General features: G+C 73.3%; 5 protein-coding genes. All 5 read left to right on the forward strand.

Translation table 11 applies throughout. The features are described from left to right. Position 1: 1 nt before the first annotated feature. Genes AC1DWR_RS10090 through AC1DWR_RS10110 form a run of 5 tightly spaced genes read left to right on the forward strand, consistent with a single transcriptional unit; the run spans position 2 to position 20706 of the window. Positions 2 to 9967, forward strand: coding sequence for a DUF6603 domain-containing protein (locus AC1DWR_RS10090; RefSeq protein WP_477624359.1), 9966 nt, complete (start codon positions 2 to 4; stop codon positions 9965 to 9967). Further along, on the forward strand, positions 9964 to 12024 hold the full coding sequence (locus AC1DWR_RS10095; protein ID WP_477624360.1) for a hypothetical protein: 2061 nt from the start codon (positions 9964 to 9966) through the stop codon (positions 12022 to 12024). The genes AC1DWR_RS10090 and AC1DWR_RS10095 overlap by 4 nt, the downstream gene beginning before the upstream one ends. Then, complete coding sequence (locus tag AC1DWR_RS10100) at positions 12021 to 13010, forward strand: hypothetical protein (protein WP_477624361.1); 990 nt, start codon at positions 12021 to 12023, stop codon at positions 13008 to 13010. The genes AC1DWR_RS10095 and AC1DWR_RS10100 overlap by 4 nt, the downstream gene beginning before the upstream one ends. Continuing rightward, positions 13010 to 16897 carry a hypothetical protein gene (locus AC1DWR_RS10105; RefSeq protein ID WP_477615081.1) on the forward strand — a complete coding sequence of 1296 codons (3888 nt, stop codon included), beginning with the start codon at positions 13010 to 13012 and terminating at the stop codon, positions 16895 to 16897. The genes AC1DWR_RS10100 and AC1DWR_RS10105 overlap by 1 nt, the downstream gene beginning before the upstream one ends. Continuing rightward, positions 16894 to 20706 carry a hypothetical protein gene (locus AC1DWR_RS10110; RefSeq protein WP_477615082.1) on the forward strand — a complete coding sequence of 1271 codons (3813 nt, stop codon included), beginning with the start codon at positions 16894 to 16896 and terminating at the stop codon, positions 20704 to 20706. Before AC1DWR_RS10105 ends, AC1DWR_RS10110 begins: the two co-directional genes overlap by 4 nt. Positions 20707 to 20769 lie beyond the last annotated feature (63 nt).

Here is a 20769-nt window from a genome sequence, read left to right on the forward strand (position 1 = left end):
GATGACACTGACCCAGGACGGGATGGGCGCCTTCGGGTCGCTCGCTCAAGCGCTGGGGATCACCGACGGGTCAGGGGCCAACAGTGCGTGGTTCGGCGACCCGATGGGCACGTCGGGCAACGCCCACGGCCTGACGACGATCCTCGCCGACACCGGTCAGCGGGACGCGCTCATCGCCTTCGTCGACGAGGCGCTCGGACCGCCTGAGCTGCACCGCGAGGGTGAGCAGAAGTGGATCCCCCTGTTCTCCGAGTCCTCGCCGGCGATCACCGTGTATGCCGTGGTCGAACCGGTGCAGGGCGCGGTGCGCGTGGGCGTTGCGGTGGAGCACCAGGCAGGGACGACAGCCCCGACGGTCAAGACGACGATCCACGTCCCGATCTTCCACGTGCCCCGCAGCGGTCAGACCGACAGCCGCCCGACCGACGCGACCCTCCCGCGCTGGCTGCTCCTCGGCCGCCCCGGTGGCCGGATCAGCATCGGCGTCGAGGCCGACTTCGCGGACGCTCCGCCGGTCCCGGGAGTGGCCTACCTCGGCGGGGCGAGCGTGCACCTCGCGATCCCGACCACGACAGACGACACGGTCGGCTTCTCCCTCTCGCTCGTCGACCTCCAGCTCCCGGGGGCGACGGCTCCCCAGAGCCGCACCCTCGACCTCGACTCCCTGACCACGCTCGGCGCCGACATCCTCGAGTTCGTCGTCGGCATGGTGCGCCAGCAGATCGACGCCCTCAACCCTGCCGACCCGGTCTTCCGGCACGTCATGGGCCTCGCCGGGATGCTCGGCCTGCGCGGACCCACCGTTGGCGTGCCGCCCCTGCCGATCGCCGAGCTCCCGACGCGAGGCCTGACCGCCCTCGTCGAGTGGGTCGAGTCGATCCTCGAGGACGACACCGTCCTGGACGCCTGGCTGGCCGAGCTGGCCCGCCTCGTGGGCGGTATCCCTGATGCCGCGACGAACTCTGTGGGCTTCGCCATCGGGCCGGCGACGCTGCGTCTCGGGCTGCGGGTGACGCCCGGCACCGGTGGGCACCCGACGCTCGTGCCCTGGCTCGACGTCCGCTGGTCGCCCGCGCCGGGGATGGCCGACCTGACGGCGACCGTCGACCTCCTGCGCGCGGACACCGGCACGGGCAGTGTCACTGCAGTCCCGGGGCTGCGGGCCGAGGCAGCCTTCGGCTCCCAGGCCCACAGCGGCACACCCCTGCTGACCGGCGCGACCGCAGTGGGCGGTCTGCGGGTCGGCATCGGCCTGGACGCGGCGCGCAAGCCGGCCTTCACCCTCACCCTCCACGGGGTCGACCTCCCGGGAGGCATCCACCACGACCTGCTCGACCTCTCCTCGCCGCAGGCAGCGGTCGCGGCCGTCGACTCCCTCGTCTCGACTGCCCTCAGCAATGCCCTCCTGGGGCTGGGAGGCGCCCAGGCCGCCGTCGAGCGGCTCCTCGGCATCGCCGCGCCGGCCAACGTCACCGCGATCACCGCCTCGGCCCTCATCGCCGACCCGCTGGCTGCGATCAAGAACTACTGGCTCGACGTCCTGCAGACCCCGAATGCCATGGCCGATGTCCTCGGCCGCCTCGCCGAGCTGCTCACCGGCGCCGTGCAGGTGCCGACCCAGACCGGCGACGCAGCCGACCCGTGGCGCCTCGACGTCGCCAGCGGTGTCGGGCTGCGGGCCTGGCGCGAGACCGACGCCATCCACGGGACGGAGACCCTCGTCCTCGCCCTCGGCGCGGACGCCTCCCTGCCGGTGCTCACCGACCTCGAGGTGGCGGTCGGCGCCGACGTGGTCCTCCTGCGGGTCGAGCTGACCGCTGGTCACGTCTCGTTGGCGGCCGGCGCGAGCGCCGAGGTCCTGCTCCGACCCGTGGGCGCCGACCCGATGACCCTCGACCTCGAGATCGCGAAGGTCGCCTTCACCGGCATCGGCGTCGCAGCCACGTGGGCCCCGGGCGCGGGACTGGCTGCACGCGTCCTGGGTGACGGGCTCACCGTCACCTACACCGACCCGCGCACGCTGGGGCAGCGAGTCCACGGCATACCGCTGCCCGAGATCTCCGCCGCTGGGGTCGTGACGTTCACGCCCGACTGGGACCAGGTCGAAGGCCTGGTCACCGCCCTGCTCGGCAGGGCGCGGTCCGACGTCCTCGGCACCCTCCTGGACCTCGCCGGCTGGCGGGGGAGCGGCGCGCACCTGCGCCTCGGCGCCCTCATCACCGACCCGGGCACTGCCATCGAGAACTGGCTGCTCGACCTCGCCCTCGACTGCGCCAACATCCGCACCGCCCTCGGCCCGGTCGCGTGGTTGCTCAGCGGTGGCGCACTCGCGACGCCGTTCGGTGGCGGCCGGCCGGCCGACCCCTACCGGTGCCCTGTCGGCGGCGATCGCCGTGCGCCCGGACTGGCGGTCTGGACCGTCCCCGGCTGCCCGGACGTCTCGAGCGGCGGACCCGGCGGCCCCGGGTACGGCGAGCTGCTGCGCGGCTACACGGTGCCCGACGGGCCCGCGGTCGCCGCCACGTTGCGAGCGGCCGCACCCAGTGCGCCCGACCTGGCCGACCTGCTCGTGGGCCGGACCCGGCTGGGGGAGGGCATCGACTCGCTCGTCACCCGCTGGAAGGACACCGACGGCGTGGTCGGCGCGGTGGCGCCCACCGGCGTGACCACGAGCGTCCTGACCGGTCTGTCGTATGCCGAGCTCGTCGCCAACGGGCGGACCGGCAGCTACGTCCTGGACGGCGTCGGTGTCGCCACGGACACCGTGGTGCACGTCGGCTGCGGTGCCGGCTGGCTCACCGACGTGCCGGGCGGCCAGGCGATCGACGCGACGGGGACGGCGCCCACGCCGATGCCCGATGCGACGACCGGGCAGTGGTTCGTCCAGCTGCCCACCCCTCCGTCCGTCGCCTCCGAGCGTCCGGACCACGACACCACCGCGGCGCTCGCGGCACGCCTGACCGCGGTGCTGGCCGGGCGCACGGCCGACGTGGTCCTCGTGGGGTACGGCGCGGCCGGCGCCGCGGCGGTGCGCACGGCGGTGGGTCATCAGCGGGTCACCGCCGTCGTGACGGTGGGGACGCCCTGGTCGCCGGTCGTGCTGACGTCGCTGACCACGGGGCTGGGCGGCGATGCCGTGCGCTTCCTCGACCGGCTCGTCCCCGACCCTCTGCCGACGTGGACCGACACGTTGCTCGCCCTCGGCTGCGACCCGCTGCGGCGTGGCCAGGGCCTCGTGCGGCGGGCCATGGCGGTGCTCACCCCCACCGACCTGCCGAGCGCCGCGGACGAGACCCTGCCGACAACCGCCGAGGTGCACGCGGTGTTCGGTGCGGTCCCCGAGGCCGACGTCCGCTCGGCCATCGCCTCGGTCGCCGTGGCCGGAATCGCGGCCCGCTCGGCCGAGGCGGCAGCCGACGTCGCCCGCACCACCGGTCCTCCCACCGAGGTGCATGTCGGTGTCGACCTGCCGGTCCTCGACCTCGACCTCGGCGGCCTGCTCGTGGGCGTCGGGGCGCGGGTCGACCTCGCCTCGGCGCGCCGGGCGACCCCACACCTCCAGCCGCTCCGCGAGGTCGTCCTCGACGTGCACCTCGGCATCACCGACGGCTGGCTGGTCGGCGGGCCGGGCGCGGCCCAGCAGGATCTCGCGGTGCGCTGGGTCGAGGCGCGGGTCACGATCCCCCTCGGCGAGGGCGGCGGCGACGGGACGACCGAGCTCGTCCTCCACGAGGCCCGCGCGTTCGCGGCATACCGGGAGTCGTGGGTGGTCAGGGCCGACGGTGACGGCACCACGGCCACGACCGCGCTGCCCGAGGTCAAGATCCTGCTGTCCGAGATCGGCACGCGCATCCGCACGGCCTCGCCGGCGCTCGCCGGCCTGCTCACCCACCTGGGGATCCTCCGGGACAGCGGAGTCGACCCCGACGCCATCGACCACCTGCTGCACGACCCGGTCGCCACGATCCGCCCCCTCGTCGTCGCACGCGCCGCCCAGCTGGCCGACGACGTGCGCGCACTGACCGGCGTGACGGTCCGCCCGAGCGACTTGGCGCCGACCGCGATCCGGGTCGGGGCCAGTGGCCTGCACGTCGACGTGGACCTCGCCACCGGGACCATCACCGGCGACCTGACGCTCGCCGTCGAGGGTCTGCCCCCGCTGGAGCTGACGCTGGGCGCCGGAGCCGCGGGCGTGACGGCGACCGCCGCCCTGGGCGTCCTTGTCGACGGCGTGGGGGGCATGCGCCTCGTCGGGTCCGCCGGGACCGCGGGTGCCCAGCTGGCCGTGGAGTCGCGGGCTCCGGGCGCGGTCGGGTCGACGACCACCACGCTCTATCCGGCAGTCGACACCGAGGCGCTGACCCGGCTCGCGACGGTGGCCGTCCCGGCCGTCGTCGCCCAGCAGCTCGCCCGCTGGTGCCGCACGGAGGCGAGCGACGCCGGGCGCGCCACGATCGACGCGGGCCTGTCGGCCCTCGGGCTCCTCGGCCCGCCCGCTCCCTCGGGAGCGCGCGACGTCGTGCTGCCGTTCGGACTGTTCACCGACCCGGGCGCGTGGTTGCGAACCCGTTCGGACCCTCTCGCAGCGGCCGTCGCCGTGCTCGAGGCGCTGGCTCCCGTGGTCGTCCCCGGCCGCGCCGTCGGCGAGGCCGGCTGGCCCCTCGGCAACGGGCTGACCATCTCGTATGCCGTGGCCGCGGGTCGCCTCGACCTGTCAGCCGAGCTCGCGCTGACCCCTGACGTCGGGGGCAAGACGGTGACGGTGGCGGTGACCGGTGGGTTGTCGATCACCGCGGCCGGCGTCGTCGCCCCGCTGCTCGACGCCGAGGTGCTCATCGACGGCCCGGGGCTGCGGCTCCAGGTCGCTCCGACCGTCACCCTCGACCTCGTGCGGAGTGCGCCGGGCACGCCGATCCGGCTCTACCCCGCGGGCGCGGGTCTGGCCGACGCCATCGGGGCGGCCGCCCAGTCAGCCGTCCGGGTCGCCCTCAACGAGGTCATCGGGCACCGCAACGACGGGACGGCCACGCCCCTGCGCGCGGTCGCGAGGGCGGTGCACGAGCTCGGTTCCGGCCTGGACCTGCTCGTGGCCGACCAGTTCACCGACGGGCGGATCTCGGCCTTCGTCAGTCCCAGCCCCGCGGCATACCTCGAAGCGCACCTGCCCGGCGTCGTCACCGCCGGCGTGCAGGCCCTGGCCGAGGCACTCGACCCAACCGGAACGCTGGTCCGGGTCGACCCGGTCGCCCTGGGCGTCCGGCGGATCACCTTCGGCACCGTCACGCAGATCCACCTGGACCTCGACTCCACGACGCCCTCGCTGACGATCGGCGGCGACGTGACCCTGCGGGACAGCGGCGCCCACGTGATCGGCCACATCGCGCTCGAGGGGCTCACCCTCTCGCCGCAAGGCGTGCGCGTCGTCATGCGCGCGGGTCCGTTCGCCATCCCGGCCGGCCCGGTCGTGCTCCGGCCGATCGCCGTCATCCGGGCCGGGTTCACCGGCAACGGCTTCATCCCCCTCGTGGGGGTCGGGCTCGGGCTCGACGCAGCCGGGGCACAGTCGGTCGAGGTCCGGTTCGGGCCGACTGGCGTCGACGTGGCCGCGGTGACCCGCGTCGCCGGCGTCGAGACCGGCGCCGACCTGACCCCGGCAGGCGTGGCGCCCATGGTCCTGGGGGTCGCGCTCGACCTGGCAGCCAGCGTGCTCACCGAACGGCTCGGGACCGTCGTCACCGACCGCGCCACCGGCATGCTCCAGGGCGTCGTCTTCACCGGAGGCGGGCGCCAGATAGACACCACGCTCTTCGGCGACTTCCAGCATCCAGAGCGGCTGCTCCACCGCCTCGAGGTGCTGCTGTGGAACTGCGCCACCGACCCCGCCCACGGCGTCAACCCGGTGCGTCCGCTCGGCGTGACCATCGACGGGGCCGTGAAGATCTCGCTCGCGAGCGAGGACCTCGGCGCGGGGCAGAAGCAGATCGGGCTCAACGTCACGCCGGTGGGCGACTTCGCCTTCCCGACCTCGGGAGTCAACGTCGTCCTGCGGGCCGACGCGTCCTGGATCGACGACGACGTCCTGCCCGGCCTGTCGATCTTCGTCCTCAAGGGCACGGGGGTCGACGACCTCGTGATCTCGCCGGCCTTCACGGTGGCCGGCCTCGGCGTGCGCATCACCAAGCCAGCCGGTCCGCTCCTCGAGCTGGGCTCGATCGCCCTGGACGGCATCGGGCTGTCGATCTATGCCGCGGTCAACCCGGACGGCGTGGGCGGGGGCGCCCAGATCGAGCTCGTCGGACTCGCGGTCGCCCCCGGTGGCGGCGGCGACAACGGCGTCGCGAACAACATCATGAACGACGTCGGGTCGGCGAGCCAGAACAACCGCCCCAACTTCAGCCCTGCCCTGTCCGTCCAGCGCCAGCCCGGGCCGGGCCAGCAGGTCAAGGTCGGGCTCCGGGCCGGCGAGCCACCGGGGCCGTGGTGGCTGGTCATCCAGCGACAGCTCGGGCCGTTGTACGTCGACCGGATCGGGCTTGGAGTCGTGGAGTCCGGCGGGCGGGTCACCGAGATCTCGCTGCTGTTCTCCGGCCAGCTCTCCGTCTTCGGCCTGACCGCCGCGGTGGACCGGCTGTCGATCACGTGGCACGGCGGCGACGTCCTGTCGATCTCCAGCTGGTCGGTCGACCTCATGGGTCTGGCCGTCTCCGCGAACCTGTCGGGGCTGTCCATCGCCGGTGGCCTGCTCAAGACCGTCGACGGCGACACCACGTCGTACGTCGGCATGCTCATGGGGCGGTTCGCGGCCTATGGGCTATCGGTGTTCGGCGGCTACTCCGACGACGGCCACGGCCATGCCAGCTTCTTCATCTTCGGCGCGATCAACGGACCGATCGGCGGCCCGCCGGCCTTCTTCCTCACCGGACTCGGCGGCGGCCTGGGCATCAACCGCGGACTGGTCATCCCGCAGGACATCTCCCGGTTCGGCGAGTTCCCGTTCATCCAGGCGCTCGACCCCGGCGCCACGCCACCGGCCAACCCGATGGACGAGCTGCACCGCCTGTCGATCTACTTCCCGCACCAGATGGGCAACTTCTGGTTCGCGGCCGGCATCTCGTTCACCTGCTTCAGCCTCATCGACGGTGTCGCGGTCGTCGCCGTGTCCTTCGGCAACGGGCTGACCATCGACCTGCTCGGACTGGCCCGGATGGCCCTGCCGCGGCCGCAGGCGGCCATCGTCTCGATCGAGCTGGCGCTGCTCGTGCACTTCTCGACGAGCGAGGGCGTCTTCCTCATGAAGGCCCAGCTCACCGACAACTCGTGGCTGCTCTACCGTGACGTCCGGCTGACCGGCGGCTTCGCTTTCGCCCTGTGGTGGAAGGGGCCGCTCTCTGGGCAGTTCGTCGTGACGATGGGCGGCTACCACCCGAGCTTCCACCGCGACGGCTATCCCGTGGTGCCGCGGCTGGGCATCGTCTGGCAGATCAGCAGCGTGCTCGTCATCAAGGGAGAGTCCTACTTCGCGCTGACGTCCGAGGCGCTGATGGCCGGCATCAAGGTCGTCGTCTCGCTCGACCTCGGGTGGGTCTGGGCGCGGGTGGAGTTCGGGGCCGACGGCATCGTCTACTTCGACCCGTTCTGGTTCGAGGTCAGCGCCTATGCCCGGATCTCAGCCGGCATCCACATCGACCTCGGCTGGTTCGGGACGATCAGCTTCAGCATCACCCTCGGGGCGAGCATCAAGGTGTGGGGCCCGGACTTCGCGGGCCGCGCCGAGTTCGAGATCGGCCCGTGCACGGTCCCCATCGAGTTCGGTGGCTCGAAGGCGCTGCCGCCACCCATGCCGTGGACGGCGTTCGTCGCGAAGTACCTCGAGGCGTCCGGCAACGCCGCCCGCACCCTGTCGGCCATCACCGGCAAGGGCACGCTGCCGACGGCGGCCGGGAGCCAGTCGGGCGCGCCGTCCTCCGACGGCACCCTGGCCCTGCCGTTCCGGGTGTTCGCCGAGTTCGAGCTCACCATCACGACGAGCGCCCCGGCGACTGCTTTCGCCTTTGGTGCCACCACCTTCCAGGTCCCCATCCTCCGGGCCGGCCAGTCCACCCGGCTCGGCCTGTCGCCGATGCAGGCCCACGACCTGACCTCCACCGTGGCCGTCCAGCTCTTCGCGCTCGACCCGGTGACCGGGGTCGCCACCCCAGACGCGCGCCTGTCCAAGCTCGTCACCGGCTTCAACTCCAGCCTCACCAGCCCGCGGTCGGGTAACGACTACTACCCGGTCGGGGTGTGGGGGCCGCCGGGTGCCGATGTCCCGAACAAGCCTCTCCCGCAAGGTGATGTCGTCCAGGCGGGCAAGCTCGTCGTCCTCGTCGCCGGCATCGAGGGCGCGGCCGTCGGTCCGCAGATCGACTACCGACAGGTCAAGGCGCGGCCCGAGGACCGCCGGCCCCTCCCGCTCACGGCCAAGGGCACCGACCGCAAGCAGTTCCTCAACGTCGCCAAGGCCCTGGACGACGGGCCCGTCAAGGCGATCGCGTCGGCCGACGACGCCTTGGCCCTGGCCGCCGCACGCCTGTTCACCGAGCGCAACGGCCTGCCGCGCGGCGGGCACAGCGCCGTCGCCCGCGCGGCATACCGGCTGGACCACACCGCACCACCCATGTTCGGCACGCTGACCGACGGACTGGCCCCGGCGAACGCCGACAAGGGGGTCAAGACGGAGCTCGCCCCGCCAACGCCACCCGCGCAGCGCGACCCCCGGAGCCCGTTCGTCGCCGGACACCTCACCTCCGGCGTCGGCGCCGTCATCCGCGCCACCGGGACGACCGTCGCCGACGGCCGGCTCAAGCGCCGCCCGGCCCCGTCGATCGAGTCCGTCCACGGGCGGATGGCGCTGCACCTGCCCGTTTCGCTGACCCTCGGAGCGCCACCGTCGGTCCCGGCCCGTGGCACCGTGCTCGCGTCGGGGTCCGTGCCCCGCACCGACGCCGTCGGGTCGACTCGTTCGTATGCCGCAGGCCCGCTCGGCACGCCCGGCCTCCAGTCCCTCGTCGGTGGGCTCCGCACCGAGGCTTCGCGCTCCTCGGCTCGTGGTCGCCGGTCCGCGGCGACGGCCCGTGGCGATGCTGCGGCTTCCATCCTGCGCAGTGGCGACGTCGTCGCTCTCCAGTGCCCCGACGCGGCCTTCGACGTCGACGAGGCCCGCCGCCCGAGCCTCAAGGTTGCCGGCAAGGCCCGGGTCACCGTGCTGCAGGGACGCACCGTGCTGTTCGACGATGACGTCGTCGACACGACGGTCCCGGTCCCGGCGGGTGCCACGCACATCGGCCTCCACGCCGACGGCGACGCCGACGCGTCCGACGGACTGGCGGGCTGGCACGAGGGCACGCGCGTGGCACGGCTCGGCAGCCAGACCGCGCTGGCGGCGGGCTGCGTCGTGTCCTCCGCAGCCACCGACGGCACGGGCGTGCTGCAGTGGGACAGCGCCGGATCCGTGGCCCACGAGGCCCCCGAGGTGACCACTCGGTTCAGCCGACCCGTGCACACGGTGGCCGTCGCGCTCACCGGCACCAGTCCCACCACCCTCGACCCGACCGAGCTGCGCCTGGTGGGTGGGCACGTGGCGACCGACCGGGCCGGGGTCGAGCGGCCGCCCCAGGCGGTCTCGCTCGGCTCGACGAGCGTGCTCGTGTATGCCGTCGTGCCCGACAAGGACGCCACGGCGATGTCCGTGGTGGTCACGGCGGGTTCGGCCTGGGTCGTCACCGGCGTCGTCGGCTCCGACCTGGCGCCGGAGGAGCTCGCGGCGGTCCTGGCCGCACGCGGTCTGTCGGCCGCCACCGCCAAGGTGCTCGCGGTGGCGGGGCCGGGGTGCCAGGTCCAGTGGACGGCCCCCGCTCAGCGGTCCGGCGGCCCGAGGCGGCCGCGGGCCGCCAGCCCGCGTCGCCCGAGGAGGAAGTCCACGTCATGACGATGCAACCGGGCCACTTCCAGCTGTACACGAAGTTCTCGCCGGCACTGACGGCTGGCAGCTACAAGTTCACGACCAACCAGAACCTCGCGGCCGTGGGCAAGGACGGGGCCCTCGGCGCGACCGAGCTGCCCGTCGCCCGGCTCGACACCCACGTCACCGTGACCTCTCCGCGCTACCTCCTGCCGCCGGACCAGGCGCTGTCGACCTACCCACCGGCGGGCACCGAGGGCGCGTACGGTTCACGGCTGCCGCAGGTCGTCATCAAGCGGCGCACCCTGCCCTGGGAGCGGGCCGTGGCGGGCGCGCCGGCGGGTACTCCCTGGCTGGCGCTCGTGGTCTTCGCGGAGGGCGAGGCCGAGGTGCTCACCAACGTCGACGTCGCCCAGTGCGTGACCTCCGGCGTCAGCCTGCCCGGTGCACCGGACGTCGCCAAGGGCTCGTGCCTGTCGATCCGCAAGTCGATGGTGGACACGATCATGCCCACCCAGAAGGACGTGCCGCTGCTCGTCCACGGGCGCGAGGTCGACCTCGACGACACCGAGCTGATGATGGGCGACGACGACGGTTTCCTCGCCGTCGTGATCGCCAACCGGCTGCCACTGGCCGTGACGGACTCCGAGGGCAAGGAGGTGCCGGTCAAGTACCACGCCTGCCTGGTCAACCTGGAGGGCCAGTTCAACCAGCTGCTGCCGCAGGCGCCGCCGCACAAGCGGTTCACCGACCACCTCGTCCTGGAGACCGGCTACTTCCAGTACACGCAGGCGGCCTACGACCAGAAGCTCATGGGGATGTCGACGTCGGCGACCAAGGTCGGGCTGGGCGCCCATGGTGAGACGGTCGACGGTCCTGTCGGCCCGGCCGCCGATCCCGACCCGCGGGCAGCCCAGGTCGCGACCCACTACGCCGCGACGGTCACCCCCGAGACGACGACCAAGGCCTACGCCGGGTCCACCTCCTGGGTGGCAGGCAAGGCATCCTCTGAGATCTCGAAGGACGTGGTCGTCTCCGCCGTCGCGGACCGCATCATCCTGGCGCTGGACCCCGTGCTGCGATTCCCCGTGCTGCTGCGCTGGAGCTTCACCTCCGTCGGCGACGCGACCTTCGAACAGCTCATGAAGCACGTCGACAACGGACTGCTCGGCACTCGGGGAGTCACCCCCAAGGACCCGGTCGGGCGGGCCGCTCTCGAGGTCACCGAGACCGGTCACGTCGGTCTGGACCAGCGCACGAGGCGTGGCGACCTGGTCCGGGCGTGGTACCGCGGACCGCTGCTCCCGCACCCGGCCGACCTCGCCGGACCGCGGCTGCAACTCGCCCACACCGGTGACCAGCTGCGGTCGGTCATCCCCGACGGCCGCGAGGACCTGTCGCTGGCTGCCGCGTTCGAGATCGGCAGGCTGCTCGCCCTGAGCCAGCCCTCGATGGTCGCCGCGCTCCTGGAGTGGCGCCAACGGGACTACCAGGTGGCGCGCGGGCACGCCATCTGGGACGGCGTCATCGCCGACCTGGGCATCACCGGTGTCGTGATGAACGCCGCGCCGAGCCTGGGGGTCCTGCTGTCCCGCGCGTTCGCCGGAGCCGCCGCGTCCGCGCCGGGCGCCGTCATCGGGCCGCCGCGCGAGCTGGTCACGCCGGGCGCGCCGATGGAGCTGAAGGGGGACGGGCTGGCCACCGTGCTCCAGCACTTCGGCCTCGACGTCGCCGCTGACGTGGACCTCCCCGTGCTCCTGCACACCCTGCGCGAGACCGAGGTGCCTCGTATGCCGCTCGCTGACCTCACGCGTCCGGCCGCCAACGCGGCGCTCAGCTCGGCCCTGCGCTCGGCTCACGAGCGCACCGTCACCCAGTTCGTCGTCGGCGCGCTGTCCACGCAGATCATGACGTCCCCCCAGATCCCGACCGGACCCGCCGGGGGGCCCGGGCTCGCCGGCGGCACACCGGGAGCGCCCGGCGGCATCCTCGGCGGCGTGCCGGTCCGGCCGCACGACGCACCCCTGGACGAGGGCGACGACGCCCTCGAGCGGGCCCTGCACGACCGGAGGGAGGAACCGTGAAGCTCGACGTGCCCACGATGGTCCTCGACCTGCCACTGCGGCTCAGCGAGGCGATCTCCGTCCCCACCACGGTCGAGGACGACGACGACGACTCGGCCATCCCCGCTGCGCTGCGCGCCTGGCTGGTCCGGCTCCGTCTGTTGGAGGGCGTGCCGTTCGCCAACCTCGTCGCCGACAGTGAGCTGCTGCCGCCCGAGTCGATCCGGTGGTTCTACCTCGACCGGCGCTGGACCGACGCCCTGGTGATGGGCGCCCTGTCGGTCGGCACCGTCAACAGCGACGACCGCACCCAGCTGAGCGCCGCCTACGACGCGATCCGCACCGAGCTGGACCAGGAGGAGCGCAACGCGCGGCGGCACCCGGGTCAGCCGCGGTACGGAGGGGCGGTCGACGCGGTCAGCGGCTTCCTGCTGCGCTCCCAGGCGGTCTCGGGGTGGCCGGGCCTGCACGTTCGGGCGATGACGCTCGACCCTGTCGGCGAGGCAGACAACCGGTTCGTCCCCGAGGACGACCCCAACCGGATGCGGCTGCTGCGTTTGGAACGGCTGGCGCCCGCGGTGCTGTTCTGCCTCTTTGACGGCATTCCCTCGGTCGTGCACGTCGAGGAGCCGCGGCAGGGCGTCCAGTTCGGCTTCGACCCCGGCGAGGTCGACGGGTCGTTCAGCTACATCCCTCGCGACGTCAACACCTTCGCGGACCTCGAGAAGCCGGGCGGTGCCCCGGTCATCCTCGACGTGCCGTTCCGGGCCACCGAGGGCGCCACGGGAGTCATCGACATCCAGCAGGTGCAGAAGGACCTCGTCAACCTGACGGCGACCCACGTGGGGACCAGCCTCGACGCCGCGGAGTACGCGCTGCAGCTGCTCCGTTTCCCCTACCGGCAGGTCTTCGGCGACCCTCGCGGCGTGAGCATCGGCACGGTGTTCAAGGCCTCCGTGGTCTATGCCAAGCAGGTCAACGAGACGTTCAGGCTCGGAGGCGTGTGATGGCAGGCTTCGACCTGACTCCCGAGCGGCTCGCCAAGAGCATCTACACCGACCGCTTCGCCGCGCTGGCCCGCGCCGACGTCGACCTCGCCACGTGGAAGACCTGGGACAAGTACCTGGTCCGGGAGAAGCGGATCCTGGTGCCGGTCGACGTCCAGGCCTACGTCGTGCCCGCCGGGGGAACGGAGCCGTGCGTCGACGTCGCCGGCGTCGACGGAGACCCGGCGCCCTTCGACGCCGGTGCAGCTCGCGCGGCGGGCGTCCATCTCCACTGGGCGCTGCCCGACGCGTTGCTGCGGGGTGAGAACGACCCGGTCACCAAGAAGGTCAGGCTGCCCCGGCTGCCCGACCGGTGGGTCGTGGTCCGCACGCTGCTCCCCGAAGGTGCGCGCACGGCATACGCCTCGGGGTGGGTCATGGACGCGGTGACCGGCGGCGTCACACCACTGTCCACGTATGCCGGGACCGTCCCGCCCGGCGCGTTGCCGCTCGACGGCGGGGTTCCTATGGAGGTGCTGGACGGCGGGGCTCGCGGCAGCCTCATGTGGACGGCGACCTACCTGGGCGCGATCAACCGGTTCGCCCTGCACGACCCCCTCGTCGACCTGCCGGGCGTCGAGGTGGCTCCGCACGGCTTCCACCGGGGCAAGGCCAGCTACACGGTCGCCGGATGGTGGACCGACTCCGCCGCCGACCCGCTCGCCGGGAGTCGCGGGGAGACCAGCGTGCGGGCGCGCCTCGCCCAGCTGCGTTGGTGGGTCAGCCCCGACGGCGAGGATGCCGTGGAGTATCCCGAGGACCCCCGGACCACCAAGCTCGAGCAGTATGCAGGGCTGAAGTCGCCACGGACCTACGCGGCGACGACGGTGCAGACCCAGTACGCGAAGTCGACGACGACCTACAGCTCGGTCGCTCCCGAGGCCGCGATGCCCGTCGCCGACGTGGCTGGGGTGACCGTCGGGATCGGGGCCACCCGCTACCACACGATGCTCCACGGCTCGGTCATCGGCGTGCCCGTCGACGGCACAGCAGGAGGTGCCGACGACCGGCCGGACCCCTCGACCCTGGCGGCGAGCCTGGGCACCGACATCGACGACATCGTGTCGGCCTTCGCGGCCCCTGCGCTCGGGATCGATCCGGCCAAACGCCTGACGGCAGAACGACTGTGCGCGGCCTTCACCGGTGACCTGCTCGGGCGGATCGGCACACCGGACGGCCTCTCCGACCTGGCCGACCAGGAGCACGCCAACGGCTTCTGGGCGCTGCCCGGGCGCCCCGTCGCGGGGGCGAAGGCGGACCGGCTGCGGACCGAGGACGGGACACCCCTGGGCCCCCTGGCCGTGGGGCGCAAGGGCCGGGCCGCCCACCAGCCGGCCAAGGGTTCCGGGGTGCCGAAAGGCACCAAGGTCGGCTGGCGGGGCGTGGCTCCGATGACGAGCGGCAAGCGCGCCACGGCGCGTGACGACGCGCGCGGCGAGGAGCGCGGCGAGCGCGACGACCCCGGAGCGGGGACACGCAAGGGCGGCACCAGCGCCACGCCTCCCGCAAGTCGCGAGGTCGTCCGCGCCGCACCGCGGGTCTTCCGCCCGGCACCGATGATGGTGGGCCTGCGTGGGGCCCACCCGTCGGCGCGGCACCACGGAGACGGGATGTTCGACGACAAGGGGCTGCTGCGCTGCCGCTTCCCCGGCGAGGTGTCGCCCTCGATCGACGGCACCGTCGACGGGCGCTCGGTCCTGCCCACCCTGGGCAGTGGAGCGGTACCCGGCGAGGTCACCCGGGTGGTCCGCGAGGCGATCATCTGCGACGGCTACTCGGTCGGTTGGCTGGCGGCGTCCTCGGGTCGCAAGGGGGACGACGTGCGGGCGATCGAGGGCCGCCTCACCGCCGAGATGCTGCGGCTCTACGGCACGACGGCGACCTATGACGGATCCGGCACCGGTCTGGTCGCCGAGGCTGCCCGGGCCCGGATGCCTCGGGCGGCGGCCCGGGACTCCTGGTCGGGTCACTCCCAGCTCGAGGAGGTCGAGACCCTCCAGGTCGCGGCCGAGCTGTCCCGCTTCTCCCTGGTGGCCTGGACCCCACCGAGCCCGATCGCGATCACGACGTGGCGGCAGCCGTGGGTCCCGCTCTGGCTCGAGTGGCGGGTCGAGCTCACCGGCACCGAGGACCTGGCGGGCTGGTCGCTCGTGGACGGCGACCTGCGGCGCAGCGAGCCGGTCGTCGGCGCGACGCGGACCCTTGCCGGACGCAGCCCGCTGACGACCGGGGTGGGCGAGTCCCTCACGACGGCCATGACGAAGTGGCTGGAGCAGGAGCAGGCGCGGGACCTGGCCTCGCCGAGCCAGTCCCTGATCCCCGACCCCGACGAGGACGTCCTGGCGGGGGTGGCCAACCTCATCCGGCCGCTGGACCTGTGCTCGGCCTCCTTCGACGGGATCCGTGAGCAGCTGCTCGGGATCGCCTACGAGGGGTTCGTCCAACGGGTTCGGGGCACCGACGGGGTCAACCGGCCGCGGGCGACCGGCCTGCCCGTGCCGCTCTTCGGCGGCTCGCTCTCGGTGCTGGACCTGCGGCTGGTCGACGCGTTCGGCCGGGTGGTCGACGTCCCGCTCACGGGGCTCGCGCGCACCAGCACCCAGGAGCTGCCCACCGAGCCGACCGGTGTCCTGCTGCCTCCACGCATCCAGAACAGCGCCCGGTGGCTGCTCCGACTCGTCGACCCGGCCTACGGGCTCGACCAGGACCCGGCCGACGCCCCCGAGGCGTACGTCGACCAGCTGCGGGCCGCGCTCGCCGTCACCCCGGTGTCCGGCTTCCTGCTGCCCGACCACATCGACGAGGCCCTCGAGGTGTTCGACCGCGACGGTCACCCACTGGGGCAGCTCGAGCACGACTCCTTCAGCGTCGACGACGGCCCCGGCTCGGTGCGCTGGGACCCCGCGCCCGGACGACCGGTCCCGCCGGACGCCGGTCCGCTGACCGACATCCCGCCGCACGCGCAGCACGCAGCCCTGTTCGCCGCCGGACTCGTCCAGGCCGACATCGAGGCCCGGCAGGCGGCGGTGCCACCGTCGTGCAGCGCACTGTCGGCCCTGCTGCGCGCCATCGACTCGACGCTCTGGACCGTCGACACGTTCGCCGCCATCGGCACGCCGACGATCGCCGGGCTCGTGGGGCGACCGGTCGCCGTGGTCCGGGCCACGTTGCGCCTGGACGCGCCCGACGACATCGACGAGGTGCAGGTCGACGAGGCCGGCGGCGCGGAGGCGCGCAAGGCGGCATACGCAGCGCTCGCGGCGCACGAGTTCCCGTTCCGCATCGGCGAGCTGGGCCGCAGCGATGACAGCGTCCTCGGCTTCTTCGTCGACGACGACTACACCCGCTTCCACGTCGTCGACAAGGTCGTGGCCGACTCGGCCCTGGCCTCCGGACCGCGGACCGGCTTCCTCGGCCGGCTCGGCGACACCCCGGCACAGGACCCGATCGAGCACGGCTACCTCGTCCTCGAGGACACCCTGACGATCCGCATCGGCCAGACTCTGCGCCTGACGATCCTCATGCTGCCGGCCGGCAAGGTGCACGTCACCTCGGGCATCCTGCCGCGCAAGGCGCTGGAGCTGGCCGACACCTGGGTCGGCCCCGGGCTCGCAGCGATGGTGCCCTCCATGCGCGTCGGACCGCTGCTCGTCGACCCGGCCGAGATCCGGCTGCCCAACGTCGCCTCGCTCGGCGGCAAGCAGCAGTTCACCCGGCGCACCGGGCCGATCAGCTGGAGGGACGACCCGATCCTCGCCTCGACCACCAACGCCTACCTGCCCAAGCTGCCCCACGAGGTCCAGGAGGGCTGGATACGCGTGGCGCCCGACGAGGAGGGGAGCCCATGACCGGCAAGCGGCGGGCACCGCTGGGGTCCGCGTCGCAGCGGGAGGCGATGGCGGCCGGGCTGCGACGTGAGGCGGCGCGCGCAGCCAAACGTGGGCTGGCCGCGGATCGGGCCGCCCGCGACGCCACGCTGCTCAAGGGAGTCGACCGGGTGGCGCTCGAGGAGGCCATGCGGTCGGTCCTCGCGGCGCGGGAGGAAGCAGGAGCCGACCGCCCCCACGCGGCAGCCGCCGAGGCTGCTGATGCAGCACACGCCGAGGACGCCGCCCTTGCGTTCCCTTCGGCGGTGGACCCTGCGGGCCGCTGGGTGCCCATCGGCCCCTCGGTCGTGCGGCGGGGTCAGGCCGTCGACCGGCCACGGGTTGCGGGCCGCATCCGCGACATCGCGGTGGACGCGACCGGGCGGCGGGCGTATGCCGCGACGGCGCAGGGCGGCGTCTGGTACACCGACGACGGGGCGGCGACGTGGTCGCCGGTCGGCGGGTGGTCCGAGCGACGCAGGATCCGTGGGGGCGCGGTCAACGCCCAGGCGTGCGGCTGCCTCCTCGTGGACTTCAACGCGATGCCCCTGCTGGACACCGTGCTGGTCGGGACCGGCGAGCCCAACTTCCTGCCCGTGGGGACGCCTGCGCCGACCGGGGAGACGACGATCGACGGGGTCGGTGTCCTCGCGGCGATCGGCCCGACCTTCCCAGCCGGTCAGGCCGAGCCGTGGGAGCCCGACACCGGCATCGCCGCTCTCGAGGGGCTGGGCATCTTCAAGCTCGTCCGGAGCCCGGCGAGCACCCCGGGCCTGGCCACGGCCGGCGCCACCCAGGACGTCGTCATCGCCTGCACGACCAACGGCGCGTTCCTGGGGCGGCGGCAGTCGTTGCCTGCGGGCGGTGGAAACCCGGTCCGCGACGGGTATGTCTGGCAGCGCCTGGCGGCGGTGACCACGGCCTTTCCCGGTGCGGCGATCTCGGACGCGGTCTGGCTGCCCGGCGGGCGGCTCGTGCTCGCGGTCTCGGGCCAGGGCCTGGCCTTCAGCGACAACCTCGGCGCCGGGGTGACGCCCCTGGCGTTGACCAACCCGGTTGCGATTACCGGTCACGTGAGCCTCGCCGCCACGGGCAACACGGTCTATGCGATCGGCGAGACCGGCGGCAACCCGGCCCTGTGGCGGGTGGCCGACGCGACCGTGGCCGCCCCGACGGCAGACGACGTCGGCACCCCCGGCGGCGCCGGCGGGGTCCCGGCGACGCTGTGGGGGACCCAGCGCGACTACGACCAGTGCCTCGCCGTCGACGTCGTCGGCGCGGTCCACCGCGTCTACTTCGGTGGCAGCTCCTTCTCCTACGGCCCGGCCGACGGCGACTGGGGCGCCAGCCTCTACTGCTTCGACGTGGCCGCATCAGGCGTGGCGGCTCCGCCGTTCGTCCTCCAGGCCACGGTGGGCGTCTCCTCGGCGGCCGCCCTGCCAGGTGGTGATGGCGCGACCGCGGCCGGCGCCATCGGCAACAACGTCCACGGCGACGTGCACCGGCTCGTCCTCACCGGCAACGCCCCGCCGCGCCGTCAGGTCTGGGCAGCGACCGACGGCGGGGTCTTCGTCTCCGACCGCTCGGGTCGCGTCGGCACCTTCGCGGCCTGCAACACCGGCCTCGCCTCGCTCCAACCGGTGTTCGTCCGCAGCCACCCGGTCAACGGACACCTCGTGGCCACCGGGTGCCAGGACAACGGCAGCCAGGTGCGCATCGGCGACTCGGTCTGGGACGAGCCGTTCACCGGGGACGGCGGCGGTGTCGCCTTCCACCCGACCGCCTCGCACCTCCTGGTACGGCAGTTCAACCTCGCCCGGTGGTACTGCACGTCGACCACCGCCTTCGTCGACCCGATGACCCGGAACCCCGGCGAGCCGAGCCGGGTGTTCGGCATCGGCGGCGAGGGCACCAACAACTGGTCCAGCTTCTACTCGGGGGCCGCGACGGTGCGCGTCCCGCCGGTCGGTGCCAACCCGCCCACTGGGCGGCTCGCGATCGGCACGTACCGCGTGTGGCTCACCGACGACCTCGGGGTCGGTGTCGGACCGAACACCTGGCGGGCCATTCCCTACCCCAACGGCGTTGCGGCCGACGGCCGCCCCGGGGTCAACGGCGCGGCCAACGCCGCTCAGATGGGGATCGGTCTCACTGCCCCATCCCTCGGCACGATCGTCACCCTCACGTGGGTGTCACCGACCCAGCTGCTCGTCCTCTACACCGGCGGCATCGTCCGCTTCACCGAGGCCCCGCCGGGAACCTGGGCCTCCACGACGTGGTCGATCACCAACGCCGCCGTCGCGATCCCACGCACCACGACGTTGACCGACGTCGCGGCGGTGCCCGGCACCCAGGACTTCTACGTGGCGACGACCGGCGTGGTCGGTGGCCCCGACGAGACCCTGTGGTTCTTCAACAACGCCGACAACCGCTTCAAGCGCACCACGCTGCGCCGCCAGCTGGACGCGGGCGGGGCCGTCAACAGCGGTCCCCGCGACCCGGTCTTCTCCGTCGTCGTCGACCCCGGCGACGCGACAGGAAACACGGTGTATGCCGGCACCGTCACCGGGGTGTGGCGGGGCACGCGCACCAACAACGCCACCGGTGCCCACACGTGGGTTCCCTACGTCAACGGGCTGCCCCAGGCGACCGTGCAGGACCTCGACATCTGGCGCGACCGGGGCGGTGCGCTGTCGGCGCCACGGCTGCTGCGGGCGGGTGTCCAGTCACGCGGAGTGTGGGAGGTCGACCTGGCGCGGGACGCGGTGCCGCAGACGTGGATCCGTTCGCACCGGTTCGACGACCGGCGCAACCCGCTGACCGTCCACACCGACCCGCTCGCGGCGCCGCCCGCGCTCCCGGCGTCGCTCGCGGCGAGCCCGGACATCACCGTGCGACCGAGGTGGCCGGTCGCGGCCACCCCGGTCTTCCTGCCCGCCCCGGCCATCACGGCAATCAACGCGCCGGCCTACGACGTGTGGACCTTCCAGACGGCCTTCCGGTGGCTGCATCCCAGCGTCGTCGCCAACGGCCAGTTCTCCGACGCGCTCGGGCGGCTCGTGGCGCTGCACCGCACCCAGATGGCGCCGGCAAAGTCGGCCGTACCTCAGATCGACGCAGCTGTCTGGGCCGACGTGGTGGGCGGGGTGCGCGTCAAGGCCGACGGCACGGTGACCACGGACACGGCGGATCCGCGGGCGGTCTACCGCGCGCCGTGGCAGACGCCGCGCGCGGCCAACGTGACCGCGACGGAGGCCGACCTGCTGGACCTCGTGCCCCGCAACGTCGTCAACGACCTCTGGACCGTGTTCCGCGAACCGTCGACCGTCGACGTCCTCGTCCACCACCGGGATGCCATCGGGCTGCGAGCCAACCAGGGCTTCGTCGTCCTGCTGTGGCGCGTGGGCGCGACCCCCTCGGACCTGTTGGCCCTCTCGGTGACCACGCTCCTGCCCTTCCTCACTGCGGCTGCGGCCGGGACGGCTCAGGCGGTACCGGGCGGCTGGAACCTCGCGACGGGCGGGGGCGGGGTCACCTGGCGGACCGTGCCGACGGCAGTGGACGCACGGATGCCGCGAGCGGTGTCCATCGACGTCGACCTCACCCCGGTGCCGAACAAGCAGCAGGTGCTGTTCCTCGCCTTCGTCGGGTCGATCGGTGCCGGCGAGGTGTTCGTGCCGCCCACCACCGCGCCGGGTGCCGTCGTCCCGCCCACCACCGTCTCGGAGCTCGTCCGCTTCTGCCCGTATGCCGCCGCGCGCATCGTCCACATCGAGAACCGCCCCACCTGACGCCCCTGGCTGCGGGGTTGCCGACAAACGCCTGCCGACGCCTGCGCGTCGTCGGCGCGTCGT

The sequence above is a fragment of the Pedococcus sp. P2_E2 genome (genome assembly GCF_056403955.1).